This window comes from Roseovarius halophilus (ex Wu et al. 2025) (genome assembly GCF_047086965.1).
Genome location: NZ_JBKOTX010000023.1, coordinates 1 through 19,184, shown reverse-complemented (window position 1 = coordinate 19,184; position 19,184 = coordinate 1). Strand labels below are relative to the sequence as shown.

The following is a 19,184-nucleotide window of genomic DNA, read 5'->3' as shown; positions in this document are numbered from 1 at the left end:
CCCCCCACTAGCGCGGCCGCACGCGCAGCCAGATGCCATCGGCCCCGCGCACGGTCAGATGCGCGACGGGCATGGGCGATCTGTCCGGCACTGTTTCGAAATGGAAGGCCCGCGCCAGCATCGACAGCAGAAGCGGCCCTTCGATCATGGCGAACCCCGCGCCGGTACAGACACGCGGCCCGGCCGAGAACGGCATGTAGGCGTCGCGCAGGCAGGCGCGGCCGTTCTCGGTGTCAAAGCGCGCGGGATCGAACGCGTCGGGATTGTTCCACAGCCGTTCGTGGCGCTGCAGGTGCCACGGGCTGAGCACGACTTGCGCGCCGCGCGGCACCTCGCGATCACGGAAGCGTTCCGGGCACGCCGCCTCGCGCACCATCATGGGCACGGGCGGGTAAAGCCTCAGGGTTTCGCGAAACACGTCCCGCGACACGCGCAGCTTTCCCATGTCCGAGAATACCGGACCATCGGGACCGATGACCTCGGCCGCCTCGGTTGCGAGCCTGTCCTGCCAGTCAGGGTACAACGCCAGCAGATAAAGCGCCCATGCGAGCGCCGAGGCACTTGTTTCATGCCCCGCGAGAAAGAAAATCGCCACCTGGTCGACCATTTCATCCGCCCCGAAACGCGCGCCTGTCCGGGGGTCGGCGGTGGTCATGATCTTGGTGGCGAGGTCGTCGGGGGCGGTGCCGGCCTTGATCTCGGCCATGCGGTCCGCCGTCAGACCACCGATCAGGCCGCGGATCACCCGGGCCGTGCGGCGCGTGCGACGGCCATGGAACCGCGGGAACCAGCGTGGCAGCGGCAGCAGCGCGCCGAGATTCACCACCGGTTGCGCCCGCTGATGTTCGCGGAACTCGTGAAACACCCTGCCCGCGACCTCGTGCTCGATCGGGATCGAGAACAGCGTTCGGAAGATGACGTCGGCGGCCGCGTGGCTTGTTTCCGACTCGATTTCCGTGGGCACACCATCGGCCTGTGTCCGCAGCCGTGCCACGGCCGCGTCGCCGGCCGCGCGCATGGCCGGAAACGTGTCTCGCAGGCGCCCGCCTTCGAAGGCCGGGTCGATGATGCGGCGTTGGCGCTTCCATGTTTCGCCGTTGGTCACGAAAACCGAGTTGCCCAGAAGCGGCGTCAGCCCTTCGCGGACACGGTCGGATTTCGGAAAATCGTCCGGGCGTTGCCGCAACACGAGGTCCACAAGATCGGGCTGGTTGCACAGGTAGGAGCGGAAGAAGGGCGTTCGAAACTCCGCCATCCACGCGCGGTAAAGCCGCGCCGGCTGCGCCGACAGGATGTCCTGACGGAAAAGCTTCAGGTACCGCCAGAGCGATACGCGGCCGTTTCGCGCGGGCGGTTTCGGGGGGTGTGTCATGCGGTCACGCTCCGATACCCGGAAACCGGCGCCTCGATCCGGCTGGGCGATGGCGCGCGGTCACGATACCGTGCGGCGAGTGTGAGCGGCCCGGCCGTGACGCGGAAATAATCGTAGTCGCCCGGCCGGTCAAACGCGCAGAGATACTGGAAATGCAGGCGGAAGAAGCGCCAGCGCAGCGCGCGCCAGCGGTCGGGGCTCAGCGTTTGCGTGAACGCCGCCGAGATCACCAGCGGCCAGCGCTTGCCCGCGGGCGCGACGCCGGACACCGCCACCGGGTCGCACAGGGCAAAGGCGCAGCCATCCCCGGGCGCCGTGACATCGACCCATGTCAGCTCTGTCCGTTGCGACAGGTAGGCCAGATCGGCCCGCAGCCTGTGCGCGCGTGGCAGGAACGACACCATCGGCACCACCTGCCCCAGAGACAGGAACGACAGGACCGGCCCGTCGGCGGGCACCCGGTCCTGCCGGATCAGGTCGGCAAGGATGGACACGCCCAGATGCGCGCCCGAGGAATGGCCGACGATCAGCACCTCGTCGCAGTCCTGCGCCATCGCCGCGGCGATATCGTCGGCGAAATCGGCCATGCGCGCCTCCAGCTCGGCCGGGTTCGCGCCGCGGTGCTGTGCCGAATAGGCATAATCGTGCATCAGGTAATAGGCGAAGAACCGGTTATCCTGCCGACGGAACCAGTCCAGCACAACGGGAACGACCGCGAAGCCGGCCCAGAAAAGCGCCGGGACGATCAGCGCCAGCAGCCGGCCGAGCCCCCATGCCAGCAACAACGCCACCGCCAGTTGCACCAACAGGAACCCCACCGGGTAAAGCGCCGCGATCACCGGCCCCTTGCGCAGCCGGGCCAGCCGGAAAAGCGCCCCGGAGCCGATGTAGGCAAGGGCGGTCTGCGCCAGTTGCAGGTAGGTGCCCACAATCCCGGCCGCCATGCTGTCACGCACGATGTCCGACCAGACCAGAACGCTGAAATCGGTTTCCGTTGGCTGCCCGTCGATCGTGGCGTGCACATGCCAGCCGTAACGCCCCGTACCCTGCCGGGGCGACAGCGCGATCTCGTACCTCGACACGTCCGCCTGCGCGGCGCTCTCCTTGCGATAAAGCTCGCGGTAGCGCCGTGGGTGGAACGGATCGTACCCCGGAATGTAGAATACGCGCCGCTCGTATACGGCACCGTCGGTATTGCTGCCCATGCCTCACCTCTTGATGCGACCACCCTAGCCGGTTTCTTGGGCAACAGTAAGGCGATAGGATGCCACCGGATGCGTCGAAACCGGCAGGCCGCCCAAGCGCGACGGTTGACACAAACCAAGAACATGTTAAGAACAATACAGGACAAAACCCGGATGGAGGATCGCCAGATGCTGACACAGAAGCAGTATGACCTGCTCGATTTCATCAACCGGCGCATCGCCCGTGACGGTGTGCCGCCAAGTTTCGACGAGATGAAAGAGGCGCTCAACCTGCGTTCGAAGTCGGGTATCCACCGTCTCATCACCGCGCTCGAGGAACGCGGCTTCATCCGGCGGCTTGCGCATCGCGCACGCGCACTGGAAATCGTGAAACTGCCCGACAGCCTGAACACGCAGGCCGACGGCGGGTTCGTGCCCGAGGTGATCGACGGCGGCGCGTCCCGGCAAGAAAGACCTGACGGCGCGCGCGCCATCGAGACAGCGCAGACGGAGCACCTGCCGCTGATGGGCCGGATCGCCGCAGGCGTTCCCATCGAGGCGATCGCCCATGCCAGCCACAACGTGGGCGTGCCGGGCACGATGCTGAGCGGACAAGGTGAACATTACGCGCTGGAAGTCAAAGGCGACTCGATGATCGACGCCGGCATCAACGACGGCGACGTCGTGGTGATCCGGGAAACATCGAGCGCCGACAACGGCGATATCGTGGTCGCCCTGATCGAGGATCAGGAAGCCACGCTCAAGAAGTTCTATCGCCGCGGCAACGCGATTGCCCTCGAAGCGGCGAACCCCGCCTACGAAACACGTGTCCTGCCGGAAGAAAAGGTTCGGGTGCAAGGCAGGCTCGTCGGGCTGATCCGGACCTACTGAGAGTTCCATATCCGGTTGCCGGACATATCACGCGCGGTGACAACCCTGTATCCGTCGGCGCCGGAAAACAGCGCCACGGCACCGGTGTCACGCAAGGTACCGGGATGCAGGACATTGCATGGCAGCGGCCTGGGCAGGTCGACATTCATAACGATCCAATCGTCGGGGTCGCAGCCGCTGAGGTTGCGGGCCGCGCGTTTTCCCCGGATCGGGAATATACGCACAGATGGTTCGACAAGCGCCCATCTTTGTGCGGCTTTTTCCTGATCAGCCGTGTCGCCATCATTTTCAAGCCAGTTGCTTGCCACGAAGCCGGCGCCGCGCGATCGGGAAAGCGCCCGGCCCTGTTCCGTCATGATGCCGACCAGTTGCCCGGTATCGGAGACAAGAACATCCGGCCGCTCCGATCTGCCCCAGATCACGAAGGCGAGTGCCACGGGAATGACCCCGGCCCAGGCCGCGCGCCCCTGCCAGAGAACCACGAAGAGCGCCCCGAGGGCGAATAACGGCATCACCGCCGGGCCCGGGCTGAGCACCGCACCCCGCGCCCCGTCGAGGCCAGAAACCCAGTGCGCCACGCCAAGTATCCAGTCCAGACCGGCGCCCATGACGCGAAGTGCTATCCAGTCCAGCCCGACCGGCAGCAGGCATGCGGCCAGAACCGCCGCCGGCATGACCAGCGCCCCCATCAGCGGCACGCTGAGCAGGTTCGCAAGAAGACCGAAATGCGCGATCTGGTTGAAATGGGCCGCCGCGATCGGCGCGGTCGCCGCCCCGGCCACGGCCGAGGAGATGATGACGGTCACGACCGGACGCGCCCATTTCGGGCCGAGATTGGCCTTGGTGTCGCGGAGCGCACCGAAGACGGCCACGAGGGCGGTGGTGGCCGCGAAGGACATCTGGAAACCCGGGCCCAGCATCGCCTCGGGACGCAGGCAGAGCACGATCACTGCCGCGACGGCCACGGCGCGCAAGCTGAGCGCCCGCCGGTCAAACAGAATGGCGACCAGCATGACGCCCACCATCACGAACGCCCTTTCCGTTGCCACGTTGCCGCCCGACAGCGCCAGATATCCGGCCGCGACGACGATGGCGAGCACCGCCGACAACTTCTTGGTCTGCAGGCGCAACCCGAGATAGGGAACGGCCGCCAGCCCGACCCGGCACAGGGCGAAGACGAACCCGGCCAGCAATCCCATGTGCAACCCCGAGATGGCAAGAAGATGCGCGAGGTTTGCCACGCGCAAGGCCTGCAGGGTATCCTGCGCGATGTTGGAGCGGTCCCCCGTCATGATCACGGCGGCAAAGCCACCGGTATCGCCCGGCAGCCTGTCCTGCACATGACGCGAAAGCGCCATCCGTGCCTTGAACAGCGCTTGGCCCTGGCCGGGAGGTGCCCACGCTAGGACCGGTGTCCGCGTATAGCCGACCGCCCCGAGTTGCTGGAACCACGCGTGGCGCTGAAAATCGAAACCGCCCGGTTCCACGGGGCCGCCGGGCGGCACGAGGTGGGCCGTGAGGATGACTGTCAGGCCCGGTTCGGGCGTAACGAACCCCTGTTCCCCGTGCAGCGAGACACGCACGTGCGCCGGCGTGCGGTCGGGCGGCACGTCGTCGAGCACGACACGATCCAGCGTCAGGCGCACCGCATCCGAGGTCGACCTGTCAATGCCGACAATACGGCCTTCGACCGGGCCATAGTAACGCCAGCCAAGCACGGGGGCCTCAACGTAGTGGGCGCGCAAGCTGGCAAGGCTGAAGCCCGCCGCCACCAGCATCGCCGCCGCCAGCACCGGCCCTGTGACGCCGCCGCCCCGCGCAGCCAGCGCTGCGAGCAGCAGGGTGCCCCCACAACTACCGGCGATGGCCATCCGCCCGGGCTCCGACGGCAGCATGAAGTAGATCCCGATGCCCAAACCGAGAAAGACCGGCACCCAAGGGAAAAGATGCCCGCTCTGGTACAACCACGCGGCCTGGAGGTGCCGCAAGAGCCCCAAGGCTTGTCTCCCCTGTTGAGGGCCGATAGAGAGGCGCTAGTCTTATCCCCCGCAAGGTTACCAGAAGGTTAAGGTTTGCCATGTCCCAGAAGGTCGTGACCCGTTTTGCCCCCTCGCCCACGGGCTTTTTGCACATCGGCGGGGCCCGTACCGCACTGTTCAACTGGCTCTTCGCACGGGGTCGTGACGGTGTCTTCCTGCTGAGGATCGAGGACACCGACCGCGAGAGATCAAGCCCCGAGGCGACACAGGCGATCCTTGACGGTCTGGGCTGGCTCGGGCTCGATCATGACGGCGAGGTGGTAAGCCAGGCGGCGCGCGCGGAGCGCCACCGGGAGGTGGCGTTACAGATGCTGTCTGATGGAACGGCATACAAGTGTTTCTCGACACAGGATGAAATCCAGACCTTCAGGGATACGGCCAAGGCAGAGGGACGTTCCACCATTTTCCGCAGCCCGTGGCGCGACGCGACCGAGGACAAGCACCCCGACAGGCCGTACGTCGTGCGGATCAAGGCCCCGCTGGAGGGCGAGACGGTGATCCGCGACGCCGTTCAGGGCGATGTGCGCATCCGCAACGATCAACTGGATGACATGGTCCTGCTGCGCGGTGACGGCAGCCCGGTCTACATGCTGGCCGTTGCCGTGGACGACCACGACATGGGCGTGACGCACGTGATCCGGGGCGACGACCACCTCAACAACGCGGCGCGGCAGATGCTGGTCTACGACGCGATGGGATGGCCGGTGCCCGTCCACGCCCACATCCCGCTCATTCACGGGCCGGATGGCAAGAAGCTGAGCAAGCGTCACGGCGCCCTTGGCGTGGACGAGTACCGCCGGATGGGATATCCCGCCGCCGGGATACGGAATTACCTCGCCCGTCTGGGCTGGAGTCACGGTGACGACGAGTTCTTCAGCGACGCGCAGGCGCGTGACTGGTTCGGGCTTGACGGGATCGGGAAATCTCCGGCACGCTTCGATTTCAAGAAACTGGGAAATATTTGCGGCCAGCACATTGCCGCCACGCCTGATGCTGCGCTGCTGCATGATGTCTTGGCATACATGGAATTCACCGGGGAGCCGCCAGTGTCGGACACGACTGTGAAATTGCTTGAAAAGGGGATGTACTGCCTCAAGGAGCGGGCCAAGACATATCCGGAACTCCTTGAAAAGGCGAATTTTATCCTTTCCGACCGACCCGTCGCGCCCGACGAAAGGGCGGCGGGGATGCTCGACACTGTATCCCGCGGTATACTGAACGAATTGACGCCGCAGTTGCAAAATGCTAAATGGACACGGGAAGGGCTTGAGGCCGCTGCGATGCAGTTTGCCGAAAACCACGGCATGAAATTCGGCAAGCTGGCCGGCCCGATGCGGGCTGCGTTGGCCGGCCGGACCGCGACACCGAGCGTGTTCGACATGATGCTGGTGCTCGGGCGGGACGAAAGCCTCGCCCGGCTCGACGATGCCGCCTGCGAGAATGGTTGACCGTCTCGAAAGGCTGACCGTAACGTGCGGCCCGACCTGAAACGAAAGCGGGCCAGATGATGAGCGAGGAACCCCATGGCAGAGTCCGACAAGAAGGCCAAGCTTGAGATAGACGGCAACAGCTTCGAGCTGCCGATCTTCACACCGACCGCCGGCCCCGAAGTCATCGATATTCGCAAGCTGTACGCGCAGACAGGGGTCTTCACCTATGATCCTGGGTTCACATCCACAGCAAGTTGCGACAGCACGATCACGTTTATCGACGGGGGCAAGGGCGAACTGCTGCATCGCGGGTACCCCATCGATCAGCTTGCGGAAAAATCCCATTTTCTAGAGGTGTGTTACCTGCTGCTTTACGGTGAGTTGCCGTCGGCCGCGCAGTTGGAAGACTTCGAAAGCCGCGTCACGAACCACACGATGCTGCACGAACAAATGCATTTCCTGTTCCGCGGCTTCCGTCGGGACGCGCATCCGATGGCGATCATGGTCGGGGTCGTGGGTGCGCTGAGCGCGTTCTACCATGACAGCACCGACATTTCAGATCCGTGGCAGCGCGAGGTCGCGTCGATCCGCATGATTGCCAAGTTGCCGACGATCGCGGCAATGGCCTACAAGTATTCCATCGGCCAGCCCTTCGTCTATCCGCGCAACGATATCGACTATGCCTCGAACTTCCTGCGGATGTGTTTTGCCGTCCCCGCCGAAGATTACGAGGTCAACCCGATCCTGAGCCGCGCGATGGACCGCATTTTCACGCTTCACGCGGATCACGAGCAGAACGCCTCGACCTCGACCGTGCGTCTGGCGTCAAGCTCCGGCGCGAATCCCTTTGCCTGCATTGCCGCCGGTATCGCCTGCCTATGGGGGCCGGCACACGGGGGCGCCAATCAGGCTTGTCTGGAAATGCTGCGCGAGATCGGAACGCCGGACCGTATCCCGGAATACATCGCGCGCGCAAAGGACAAGGACGATGATTTCCGCCTGATGGGCTTCGGCCACCGCGTCTACAAGAATTTCGACCCCCGGGCGAAGGTCATGAAACAGTCTGCCGACGAGGTGCTCGAACTTCTGGGCGTCGAGGACAACCCGACCCTGCAAGTCGCCAAGGAGCTTGAAAAAGCCGCCCTTGCGGATGCCTATTTCACCGACAAGAAACTGTTTCCGAACGTTGATTTCTATTCCGGGATCATCCTTGAGGCCATGGGCTTTCCGACCTCGATGTTCACGCCGATCTTCGCGGTAAGCCGGACTGTCGGCTGGATTTCGCAATGGAAGGAAATGATTTCCGATCCGCAGCTGAAGATCGGGCGTCCGCGGCAGCTTTACCACGGCGAAACCCTGCGCAATTACGTGGATATCGAGGACCGCTGACGCCCACGGGCCAATCGGAAATGGCGCTGCATGCAGCGCCATTTTCCGGCTCCGCCGCTATAATCCCCGCAACGCTGCCCGGTCATCCACCCGTCGGCCGGGATGCGGCATTAACGTCCGACGGTCACCGCCCTTCGAAACCGGCCGGTCTTTTTTCCAGAAATGCGATCACGCCTTCCTTGAGGTCTCGCGAGGTGCCGCAGGCCCCTTGCAGCCGCGCTTCGAGGTTCAGTTGCGCGTCAAGCCCGTTTTCCCAGCTTTGGCGGATCGCGGTTTTCAGATGGCGATACGCAATCGTGGGGCCCTTTGCCAATTGCATCGCCCGGGCCTTCCAGTGCGCGTCGAATTCCGCGTCGGAAACGGACTCCCAGATCATGCCCCAATCGTCGGCTTGCCTTGCGGTGATGGGCTCGGCGAACAGGGCTGCGCCCATAGCCTTGGCACCGCCCATCTGACGCGGCAACCAGTACGTGCCCCCGGCGTCGGGTATGAGGCCGATCCGGGTGAACGCCTGCAGGAAATAGGCACTTTCCGTCGCGATCACGACATCCGCGGCCAGTGCAAGGTTGGCCCCTGCCCCAGCCGCCGGCCCGTTGACCGCGCTGATCGTGGGAACCGGGCATTCACCGATGGCACGCACCATCGGCACATATTCGTCACGCAGCACCCTTTCCAGATCAAGCTCCGCGGCATTGCCACCATCCGACAGGTCCTGCCCCGAACAGAACGCCGATCCGTTGCCCGTCAGAACCAGAACCCGTGCTTCGCGCCCCGCATGGACAGCTGCATCCGTTATCTCGGCCCGCATGAGGGTATTAAGCGCGTTCATCCGGTCAGGACGGTCAAGGCGCAGTGTCGCGATATCATCGGCGATGTCCAACGTGACTGTTTGGTACTCTTTCATTAAAATGCCCCTTGCTTGGGTGGCTGGTTCAAAGCGTGACCAAGCCGCGGTTCCAGGGGAAACGGGGCGTCAAGTCGACATCAACTGCCGATGAGTCACTCGTTCATGATTTCACGCAGCCGCTCGGCTTCCGCCTCGGTCAGCGTCGTCTCGGCCTTGCTTTGAGCGTTTGACCGCCCCCTTATGTAGATCAGTGCGATGCCGGCCCCGATCAGCAGCATCAAGGGCCCCGCCAGCCAGAGGATCAGGTTGCTGCCGCCGGTGCGCGGCTTCAACAACACGTATTCACCGAAGCGATCAACGATGAAGTCCACGACTTCCTCGTTGCTGTCGCCGGCGACCAGTCTTTCGCGCACCAGCAACCGCAAATCCCGCGCAAGCTCTGCATTGGAGTCATCGATGCTTTCGTTGCGGCAGACAAGGCACCGCAGGCCGGATGATATTTCGCGCGCGCGCTCCTCGAGGACCGGATCGTCAAGGATTTCGTCCGGCTGGACGGCAAGCGCAGGCAGCGCGAAGAGGCAAATACAGAGACAGGCGAGCAGGTGTTTCATTCCGCGGGAACCCCGGCCGGCGTCGTGCTGTGCCGCGCGCCTGCGGCGATACGGTAGCGCCTGTCACTGAGCGAGAGAGCACCGCCAATCGCCATCAGGATCGCACCGCCCCAGATCCAGTTTGCCAGCGGCTTCACGTAACTGCGAACGGCCCACCCGCCATTGTCCTGCGGATCACCGATCACGACGTAGACGTCGCGCAGGAAGCCGTTATCAAGCGCCGCCTCGGTCGTGGGCATGTTCGCGACAGGGTAGATGCGCTTTTCGGGGTGCATCTGCCCGATTTCGCGCCCGTCCCGCGACAGGGTGAAGTCACCCGTGGTCGAGATGTAATTGGGCCCCTGCACCTCCCGAACACCGTCAAGGTGCAACGTGTAGCCCCCTACATCAAAACTTTCGCCCGTCTGAACAACGCGGATATCCTCGACCTCCCAAGCGGTGATCGCGGCGATCCCGGCCATGACCACGCCGAGACCACCATGCGCGACAGCCTTGCCCCAATCGGCCCGCGCAACCCTTAAAAGTCGGCGGATGCGGCCGCGACCCCGCCCTGTTCGCCCCCAAAGATCGACTGCCGCGCCACTGACGAGCCACGCGCCGAGGAAGAGCCCGACGGGTGCCAGCGCCGACCGCCCGCTTTGCAGGGCCCATGTGAGCGCGCCCACGGCCAGCGCCAGCACGAAGGCATACCGAAGCTGCCGCAAGGCCCGGCCCACCCTGGCGCGCTTCCAAGGCAGCATGGCACCAACGGGCAACAGCAGGCCGAGCGCGACCATGAACGGCGTGAACGCCATATCGAAAAAGGGCGCCCCGACGCTGAGCTTCCGGTCAAAGAACATCTCGCTCACCAAGGGCCAAATGGTGCCCACGAAAACCACGAACGCGCTGACGCCCAACAGGATGTTGTTCACGACCAGAACCGACTCGCGGCTCGCGAGCGCGAAAACCCCCTTGGATTTCATGACCCCGGCACGGGCCGCAAATAGCGTGAGCCCCAGCATCATGAACACGGCCAGAATCAGCAGCAGGAAGACCCCGCGTTCAGGGTCGCTGGCGAATGCGTGGACCGAGGTGATGACGCCGGATCGCGTGATGAACGCCCCGATCATCGAGAAACCGAAGGCTATGATCGCCAGCAGGACTGTCCAGCTTTTCAGGCTTTCGCGTTTTTCGACGACGATGGCCGAGTGCAGCAGGGCGGCGGCGATCAGCCACGGCATGAACGACGCGTTCTCGACAGGGTCCCAGAACCAGAAACCGCCCCAGCCCAGTTCGTAATACGCCCACCAGCTGCCAAGGCCGATGCCGATGGTCAGGAAGATCCATGCGGCCAAGGTGTACGGGCGGACCCAGCGACCCCATGCGGCATCGACCCGCCCCTCGATCAGGGCGGCGACTGCGAAAGAAAAGGTCATCGAGAGCCCGACATACCCGAGGTAAAGAAACGGCGGATGGAAGGCGAGGCCCGGATCCTGCAGAAGCGGGTTGAGATCCTGCCCGTCGAATGGCGGCACATCCATGCGCAGGAAAGGGTTGGACGTGAACAGGATGAAGGCGAAGAAAGCCGCGCCGATCATGGCCTGAACACTCAGCACTCGCGCCCTGAGCGTGGGCGGCAGATTGCCACCGAACCACGCGGCAAAACCACCGAACAAAGTGACGATCAATACCCATAACAGCATCGAGCCTTCGTGATTCCCCCAAACGCCCGTTATCTTGTAAAGCATGGGTTTGGCGGAGTGGCTGTTTGCCCAGACGAGGCGCACCGAGAAGTCTGAGGTAACGAAGGCCCAAGTCAGCGCCGCGAAGGCGAGCGCTGTCAGAAGGAATTGTAGCGTCGCGGCGGGCTCGGCCACCGCCATCCAGCCCGGCCATCGCTTGTGCGCGCCGACAAGAGGAACCACAGCCTGAAAGCAGGCTACGAGAAATGCGAGGATCACCGCGAAGTGGCCGAGTTCTGTAATCATGGACAAGAGTATAATTTCCAGCCTTGCCCAAGCCAATGGAAATCGAACATCGCGAACGATCAGAATGTCGCGGCAGGTTCTCTATCGCGATTGCCCTCGCCACTCCTGCAGCGCCGGGTTGTCGCCGGGCCTGTTGGCGTCGAGTGTCAGCTTGGCGGCTGCGCCGGTGTCAGACACCCCGGGCGACAGGGCATCGAGGTTTCGCAGCGCCGCGATATTGTCAACGGCCTCGGGTGCGCGGGCCATGACAGCCGCGAGCGACCGGCGGAATTCGTGCCCTTTCGCCTGATGCCGCGCCCCGAAATAGAAACTGACGACCGCCCCGAGGAGCCACCAAAGCGGTTCGGGCACGAGGAGCAGGCCCTGCATCCGTTCCCCGAACCAGACAGGGTCCCGCATGGCCATGACGAAAAGCGCCAGGGTGCCAAGTGCCATGGCAGGACGTGGTACGCGATTGACGGCATCTATGAAGCGGTCATACGGGCCTTGTGGCGGCCTTGCGAATTCCGCGGCAAGCTGGGCCATTGCATCGCGCCGCAACGCGACATCGCGCGAGTCGCGTGCCTCGGCATTCACCCGGAAAACCTCGGCCGTATCCGCGACGGCATTGCGCCCACCGCCGAACAGCATCTTGAGAAAATCGATCACCATGCGGAAACCCTTTCATTAAATTCGACATCGCCCATGTGGAACCGCGGAGAGATGAATTCCTCCGCGCGCTTGATCCACCCCCCCTTCTTACCGGTCCGGCTTCGGGCGAATTTTCGCAGTGATGGCTTGTCATCGGCGAGGCGGAAATAGTAATTGCGACGGGCGATGCCGTACGCGTCCTCGATGTGGTCGGGTGCGGCCCGGCACGCGGCCGCGGCCGCGGCGATGGTTTGCGGCCCCACGATTCCATCGACGGTGATGTCCTGACCCATCTGTCGCAGCAAGCGTTGCAGGATACGTACCGCGTTCGCCCCGGAATTGACGTACATGTCGAACACGCTTGCCTGCAATGCATCGGGCAGTTCGTGCAGGCGCGGCGCATGGAAATAGTGGCGCACGAACAGGTCCCGCGCCTGCCTGCGCGAGAGGCCGCGCAAATCCGTCATGTCAATTTCGCCGTCGCCGGTCAGGTCAAGCCCGAGACGCCGCAACGTGGACAGCGTGACCCCGTGCTTGGTGGGACCGCCCGGATCATCGGGATCGTTAACGAACCCGCCTTCGCGCCCGACTATTTCAGATGCGATTTCAGTTACGGACAACATTTTCCGACCTCTTGACAAGATATGACTGCGAGGTCGGATTTAATTTTGATCGCCGTTAACAGGTGCCTTAACTGCCGCCCGGCGCCTCGTAAACGCCCTGTTCTTTCAAGCTGTCGACGACTTCCTTGGGCATGTAATCCTCGTCGTGCTTTGCGAGGATTTCCGTGGCCCTGAATATCCCGCCTTCGTATGTTCCGGTGCCCACCATGCCTTGGTTTTCCTCGAACAGGTCCGGCAGGACGCCCTTGTACGTGACGGGAATCGCCGCACCGCCATCGGTGACTTTGAACCTGACCACTTCGCCGTCACCGCGTATCAAGCTGCCTTCCTCGACCAGACCGCCAATGCGGAAAACTTCGGACGGTGGCGGCGGTTCTGACGCGATCTGGCTGGGCGAGCGGAAGAAATTGATACCGTCGCGCATCGCATACCCGATTAGCCCGGTCGAGATCACCAACGCCACTGCCGCCAGCGAAATGATCTGGACGCGTCTTTTCTTCTTCAAGGATCTCATGATGGTGTCCCCATCCTGTCACGGGAAAACGGGGGCCAGCATGAGGCCCTCGGTTTCGTCAAAATTAAGCATCAGGTTCGCGTTCTGCAACGCCTGGCCACTGCTGCCCTTGGTCAGGTTGTCAAGCGCGCCAATGACGATGGCGCGCCCCGGCAGACGGTCCGCGACCACACCGACATGGCAGAAATTGCTGCCGCGCACGTGGCGCGTACTTGGCACCTCGCCGAAGGGCAGAACCTCCACGAATGGTTCGGCGGCGTAGGCGTCTTTCAGCACTGCGTGGATCCTGTCAGCCTCGCCCGACACATAGCCGGTAGCGAGGATGCCCCGGTTGGCCGGTACCAGATGCGGCGTGAACTGGATACGCACATCGCGCCCCGCAACCGCCGAGAATTCCTGATCGAACTCGCCCAGATGCCGGTGCGTGCTGCCCACGGCATAGGCATGGTAGCCTTCCGAAAGCTCGGCATGAAGCAGGTTCTCCTTGAGCGACCGACCGGCCCCGGAAACACCGCACTTCAGATCGAGAACGATATCGTCGAGGCCGATCACGGCCGACGCGATCAGCGGGCGCAGCACGTATTGCCCCGTCGCGGCATTGCAGCCGGTGCCGGCCACCAGCCGCGCATTGCGAATCTCGTTGCGGTAGAATTCGGTGAGCCCGTAGACAGCCTGCTTCTGCAAGTCCACGGCGCCGTGCGGGTTGCCGTACCATTTCTCGTATTCCGCCGGGTCACGCAGGCGGAAATCGGCGGAAAGGTCCACGATGCGGAGGTCGTTCGGCAGGGCGCTGATGACCTCCTGGCTGGTCTTGTGCGGCAAGGCGCAGAAACAGAGGTCAACGGCGCCGAAATTGATCTGATCTATCTTGACCAGCGTGGGCAGGTCGAGATGGCGCAAATGGGGAAAGACCTGTGCCATTTGCTGCCCGGCCTTCGAATTGGCGCCAAGCGCCGCGATCTCCATTCCGGGATGCGTGACGATCAGCCTGACCAGTTCGGCGCCCGTGTAGCCCGATGCCCCGAGAATGGCGATTTTCTGGGTCATGCGAGACCTCTTTCGTTGCTGTCTCGGAGTTGTGTAGGTGGAATCAGCACATGCCGCAATGCGACCCTGTTGCTCAGCCACGCGGGGGATCAGACCCGGATGGGTGTCTAAAGCGCCGTGAAGCTGATTTCGCGTCGCAAGAATTGCGTCGCCCGGTCTGACACTCGGCCCGGGTCGCCCGTTGTCAGGAACCGCATCTCGGCGCCGCTTCCCTTCATCCCCGGATGGCGATTGAGGTAATCCGCCAGAGAGGCGGCGACCAGATCAGGCTGCGAAAAAACCTTGACGTCGTTTCCGAGCGCGGCCTGGAAAGCCTCCTGCACCAGCGGGTAATGGGTGCAGCCCAGAACGGCCACTTGGGGCCGGGGCATCTTGCGTTTGAGCGCATCGACATGGGAACGCACCAGCGCCTCGGCCAGGATCATGTCGCCGTCCTCGATGGCGTCCACAACGCCACCGCAGGCCTGCGCCTCGACATCCACGCCGATGGCGCGGAAGGCAAGCTCGCGTTGGAAGGCACGGCTGCTGACCGTGGCCGGCGTGGCGAACAGCGCGACATGGTTGACGGCAACCTCGCGCGGCGGGGAATTGTCGCCCCACTGCCGTTCGGTCACCGCTTCGATCAACGGCACGAAAACGCCCAGAACCCGTTTGCCGGGCGGCACGCCGTCCTCCTGCATCCGGCGCAGCGCCGCCGCCGAGGCGGTATTGCAGGCGAGAATCACGAGGTCGCACCCCGCATCCCAAAGCGTGTGGACATGTCGCCGTGTCAGGTCGTGGATGTTCTCGGCATCACGTACGCCGTAGGGTGCGTGCGCATTGTCGCCCAGATAGACGAGCGGCACGTCGGGCAACTGCTCGCGGATCGCCCTCCAGACGGTCAGCCCGCCCAGCCCGCTGTCGAAGAGTCCAACTGCCATCGGCTTTTGCGCTTGACGCCCTTACTCGAATTCAAATCCGGTCTCGGCCGGGTCGACCGGCCTCGGGGACAGTTCATACGTCTTGTGGCGCAGAAATGCCATCAGCGATTTCGGATCTCCCCGGAGCGCATTTAGCGCGTCACGCCGTATCGGGTCGCCGATCACGACCCGAACGGAGGTATCGACGCGCTTGCCGAATTCCTTGAGCATCAGGCCCATGCGCAAGGTGTAGTGCAGATGGCTGGCAAGCTGGAAAAGACGGCTCGTGTGACCATCGAAAAAAACCGGCACGACGGTCGCTTCGGATTTCGCCACCATGCGCGCCGTGAAGCCCCGCCAGCCCGGATCGAGCGGCTGGTCAAAGGGTTTGACCGCCGTACTGACGGTGCCGCCGGGAAAAATGCCGATCGCGCCGCCCTGCCCCAGATACTCCAGCGCGGTCCGGCGGGTCTGCAGGTTGAGCGCCCGTGCTTCGCGCGTTTCATCGAAACTGATCGGCAGGATTATCCGGTTCAGGTCCTCGGCTTTTCGGAAGACCTGATGCGCGAGGATCCGGAAATCGCCGCGCGCCTCACTGAGGATGTGGCCCATCATGAGCCCGTCCAGAATACCGTAGGGATGGTTGGCGATGAGGATGAGCGGCCTGTCTCGCGGAATGTTCGCGAGGCTTCCGCCGATCACGTCGAGCGTCAGGCCGTAGCGTTCGACCATCACCTGCCAGAAGTCACGCCCGTCCGCGATCTCGCGTTCGTAGCCCTGTGCCCTATTGATCAGCCGCATCCGGCCGGTCAGATTCTCCATGGTACGGATCACCGCCCGCCCGCCGCGTGTCTGTGCCGAATACGCATAACTTATGTCACGCGCGATCTGGCGTTCCTGCAGCATTGTCAAAACCTCATCCGATTCGCGAGTTTACCGAGCCTGTCCGATGCTTGTGACCAGCGAGGATGAAGGTTTCATGACGCTCACTCGGCCACGCGGGTCACCTGCGGACCACCCGCGCGGATCGTTGCCATAAGCTCCCCGCGCCGCCGCGCCGCCTGCGCCGCGTTGGCCTGTTTCACCGGACCGAAACCGCGAATGGCAAGCGGCAGTTCGGCCAGCGCCCTGATCGGTTCGCGCGTGGCGGCATCCAGCGTGGGCAGAACTTCGGCCATGTCCTTTTCGTATTGGCGGATCAAGGCGCGCTCCATCCGCCGCTCGGCCGTATATCCGAAGGGGTCGAACGGCGTTCCCCGCAGCCCTCGCAAGCGGGCAAGCACCCGGAGCGGCCGCTCGAGCCACGGTCCGAACGCCCGCTTCTGCGGGCGCCCGTCGGGCCCCTCGCGCGCCAGAAGCGGCGGGGCGAGGTGGAAGCTCATCCGGAAATCGCCCCCGAATTCCTCCCGCGCCTTGTCGCGGCTGGTCAGCAGAAGGCGGGCCACCTCATATTCGTCCTTGTAGGACAACAGCTTGTGGTACCCTTCGGCGATGGCGCCCTTGATGTCGGGGTCATCAATGCTGTCCACCATCGCCCGGTACCGCTTGGCAAGGCGTGGGCCCTGGTAAGCCGTCAGGTGATCGGCGCGATCGGCGATCTTTTCGTCCAGTGATTTCGGCAGCTTGGCACTGCTCGGGGCGAGGCGTCTCTCGGCCTGCTCCGGAAAGGCCGCCGCCCAGCGTCCCACGTCGAAGGCACGCAGGTTCTTCTGCACCGCCGCCCCGTTCATCTCGATCGCCCCGGCAATGGCTTCACGGCTCAGCGGGATCAAGCCGCGCTGCCATGCCGCGCCGAACACGATCATGTTGGAAAAGATCGAGTCACCCATCGTCGATTTCGCCAGCTCGTTGGCGTCGAAGCACAGCAACCCGTCACCGAGACGCCGTTCGAGGGTTAGTTCCAGACCCTCCTTGGGCAGTTTGAACTCGGTATCGCGGGTGAACTCGCCCGTCATCGTTTCATGGTTGTTCACGACCGCGCCGGTCCGGCCCGGACGGGTCAATCCAAGCGTGGCGGCCCCCGCACTGACCACGAGGTCACCGCCGATCAGCACGTCGGCTTCGCCGAGAGCCACACGGATCGCGCTGATATCGGCGGGCTTTTCGGACAATCGGCAATGAATGTGCACCGCACCGCCTTTTTGTGCGAGCCCGGCCATTTCCATCATGCCTGCGCCCTTGCCATCCAGTTGCGCGGCCTGCGCGATCACCGCCCCGATCGTGACGACGCCCGTGCCGCCGACACCGGTAATGACCACGTTGTGTGTGCCGCGGATCCGCGGCAAGTCCGGGATGGGCAGTGCCGGCAGCTCAAGGTCCTCGGCCGCCTCCTTGCGCGGCGTTGCCCCTTCCAGCGTCATGAAGGACGGACAGAACCCCTTGAGGCAACTGAAATCCTTGTTGCAGCTCGATTGGTCGACGGCCCGCTTGCGGCCGAACTCGGTCTCGACCGGCACGATGGCCACGCAGTTCGACTGGATGCCGCAATCGCCGCAGCCTTCGCAGACGTCGGTATTGATGAAGACACGTTTGTCAGGGTCCGGGAAGGTGCCGCGCTTGCGCCGGCGCCGTTTCTCGGCGGCGCAGGTCTGAACGTAAATTATGGCGGATACACCTTTGATCTGCTGAAACTTTTCCTGAACACTCGGCAGTTCCGAGCGTTCGTGCCAACCAACATCCGCCGGGAATTGGGCGCGATCGGGTTCTTCCTTGGGGTCGAAGACAACGGCCACCTCCCTGACGCCCATCGCCAGCAGTTCGCGAGCGATCCGATCGGGTGTCAGCGCGCCGTCGTTGCCTTGGCCGCCGGTCATCGCGACGGCGTCGTTGTACAGGATCTTGTAGGTAATGTTGGTGCCTGCCGCCAGCGCCGCACGGATAGCCATGATGCCGGAATGATTGTAGGTGCCGTCGCCGATGTTCTGGAAAACGTGCTGCCGGCCGGAGAAAGGCGCCTCGCCGACCCAGTTCGCGCCTTCCCCGCCCATATGCGTGTAGCCCGAGGTTTCCCGGTCCATCCACAGCGCCATGATGTGGCAACCTATCCCGGCATAGGCACGCGCCCCGTCCGGCAGCTTTGTCGAGCTGTTGTGCGGACAGCCGGCGCAGAAATAGGGCAAGCGCGCCGCGATATCGCTTTCGTCATCCTGCTTTCTTGCGTCTTGGATATCCCGAAGACCGGCCTTGATGGCATCGGTGCCGCGACCTTCCTCGATCAGGATGTGCGCGATCTTCTCGGCGATCATCACGGGATCGAGCGCCATGCGGGCCGGGAACAGCTCTTCGAGATGCAGCGACCCCGCACCACCCTTGTACGCGCCATAGACGCGACGGCCCCGTCGGTCGTCGAAGATCGCCTCCTTGATCTGCACCTCGATCAGCTTGCGCTTTTCCTCGACCACGATGATCAGGTCCAGCCCCTCGGCCCAGTCATGGAAGCCCTTCATGTCCATGGGGAAGGTCTGACCGATCTTGTACGTCGTGACCCCAAGCCTTTCCGCCTCACTCGCATCAATGCCCAGCAGGTCAAGCGCGTGGGACAGGTCGAGCCAGTTCTTGCCGGCGGCGACAAGACCGATCCGGGCGCCCGGCTTGCCCCATATTCGCTTGTCTATTTTATTCGCATGGGCAAAGGCTTCAGCGGCGAACCTCTTGTAGTCGATCATTCGCGCTTCCTGCGGAACCCAGTGGTCGTTCAACCGGATGTTCAACCCGCCATCGGGCATGTCGAAGTCCGGCAGG

The 19,184-nt window shown here is 63.6% G+C and carries 16 protein-coding genes; 3 read left to right on the top strand and 13 right to left on the bottom strand.

Features of this window, described 5'->3' with window-relative positions; all coding sequences use genetic code 11:
• Positions 1-7 precede the first annotated feature (7 nt).
• Together ACH107_RS06900 and ACH107_RS06895 are read right to left on the bottom strand one after the other, a co-directional pair.
• Positions 8-1,372 carry a cytochrome P450 gene (locus ACH107_RS06900; RefSeq protein WP_412505216.1) on the bottom strand — a complete coding sequence of 455 codons (1,365 nt, stop codon included), beginning with the start codon at positions 1,370-1,372 and terminating at the stop codon, positions 8-10.
• Positions 1,369-2,577: a hypothetical protein gene (locus ACH107_RS06895; RefSeq protein WP_412505215.1), complete on the bottom strand. Its 1,209-nt coding sequence runs from the start codon at positions 2,575-2,577 to the stop codon at positions 1,369-1,371. The genes ACH107_RS06900 and ACH107_RS06895 overlap by 4 nt, the downstream gene beginning before the upstream one ends.
• 168 nt (positions 2,578-2,745) lie before the next feature.
• Here ACH107_RS06895 and lexA point away from each other — a divergent pair, with 168 nt between their 5' ends.
• Positions 2,746-3,447 carry a transcriptional repressor LexA gene (gene lexA, locus ACH107_RS06890; protein WP_412505214.1) on the top strand — a complete coding sequence of 234 codons (702 nt, stop codon included), beginning with the start codon at positions 2,746-2,748 and terminating at the stop codon, positions 3,445-3,447.
• Here the strand turns inward: lexA and ACH107_RS06885 are convergent.
• A complete protein-coding gene (locus tag ACH107_RS06885; protein ID WP_412505213.1) occupies positions 3,441-5,342 on the bottom strand; it encodes a ComEC/Rec2 family competence protein in 1,902 nt (633 codons plus the stop codon). The two genes, lexA and ACH107_RS06885, sit on opposite strands and share 7 nt — an antisense overlap.
• 182 nt (positions 5,343-5,524) lie before the next feature.
• Between ACH107_RS06885 and gltX the strand changes: the two genes are divergently transcribed.
• Entirely contained in the window at positions 5,525-6,934 is a 1,410-nt protein-coding gene (gene gltX / locus ACH107_RS06880) for a glutamate--tRNA ligase (protein ID WP_412505212.1), read from the top strand.
• A 75-nt stretch (positions 6,935-7,009) separates the two neighbouring features.
• Entirely contained in the window at positions 7,010-8,305 is a 1,296-nt protein-coding gene (gene gltA, locus ACH107_RS06875; RefSeq protein WP_412505211.1) for a citrate synthase, read from the top strand.
• A gap of 124 nt (positions 8,306-8,429) precedes the next feature.
• On the opposite strand, the gene ACH107_RS06870 is transcribed toward gltA, so the two are convergent.
• The 10 genes from ACH107_RS06870 to ACH107_RS06825 all read right to left on the bottom strand — a co-directional run.
• On the bottom strand, positions 8,430-9,209 hold the full coding sequence (locus tag ACH107_RS06870) for an enoyl-CoA hydratase-related protein (protein WP_412505210.1): 780 nt from the start codon (positions 9,207-9,209) through the stop codon (positions 8,430-8,432).
• A 95-nt stretch (positions 9,210-9,304) separates the two neighbouring features.
• Positions 9,305-9,763: a cytochrome c-type biogenesis protein CcmH gene (locus ACH107_RS06865; RefSeq protein ID WP_412505209.1), complete on the bottom strand. Its 459-nt coding sequence runs from the start codon at positions 9,761-9,763 to the stop codon at positions 9,305-9,307.
• Entirely contained in the window at positions 9,760-11,730 is a 1,971-nt protein-coding gene (locus tag ACH107_RS06860; RefSeq protein WP_412505208.1) for a heme lyase CcmF/NrfE family subunit, read from the bottom strand. The genes ACH107_RS06865 and ACH107_RS06860 overlap by 4 nt, the downstream gene beginning before the upstream one ends.
• A gap of 81 nt (positions 11,731-11,811) precedes the next feature.
• On the bottom strand, positions 11,812-12,381 hold the full coding sequence (locus ACH107_RS06855; RefSeq protein ID WP_412505207.1) for a holin family protein: 570 nt from the start codon (positions 12,379-12,381) through the stop codon (positions 11,812-11,814).
• The gene (locus tag ACH107_RS06850; protein ID WP_412505206.1) at positions 12,375-12,983 is read right to left on the bottom strand and encodes a holin-associated N-acetylmuramidase; all 609 of its coding nucleotides are present in this window, start codon (positions 12,981-12,983) and stop codon (positions 12,375-12,377) included. The genes ACH107_RS06855 and ACH107_RS06850 overlap by 7 nt, the downstream gene beginning before the upstream one ends.
• Before the next feature lie 67 nt (positions 12,984-13,050).
• Positions 13,051-13,497 carry a cytochrome c maturation protein CcmE gene (ccmE, locus tag ACH107_RS06845; RefSeq protein ID WP_412505205.1) on the bottom strand — a complete coding sequence of 149 codons (447 nt, stop codon included), beginning with the start codon at positions 13,495-13,497 and terminating at the stop codon, positions 13,051-13,053.
• A gap of 18 nt (positions 13,498-13,515) precedes the next feature.
• Positions 13,516-14,544, bottom strand: coding sequence for an N-acetyl-gamma-glutamyl-phosphate reductase (argC, locus tag ACH107_RS06840; RefSeq protein ID WP_412505204.1), 1,029 nt, complete (start codon positions 14,542-14,544; stop codon positions 13,516-13,518).
• A gap of 107 nt (positions 14,545-14,651) precedes the next feature.
• On the bottom strand, positions 14,652-15,464 hold the full coding sequence (locus ACH107_RS06835) for a glutamate racemase (protein WP_412505203.1): 813 nt from the start codon (positions 15,462-15,464) through the stop codon (positions 14,652-14,654).
• A 21-nt stretch (positions 15,465-15,485) separates the two neighbouring features.
• Positions 15,486-16,349, bottom strand: a complete 864-nt coding sequence (locus ACH107_RS06830) for a lysophospholipid acyltransferase family protein (protein ID WP_412505202.1) — start codon at positions 16,347-16,349, stop codon at positions 15,486-15,488.
• Between the two features lie 80 nt (positions 16,350-16,429).
• A partial coding sequence (locus tag ACH107_RS06825; protein WP_412505201.1) for an indolepyruvate ferredoxin oxidoreductase family protein occupies positions 16,430-19,184 on the bottom strand: 2,755 nt, incomplete at its 5' end.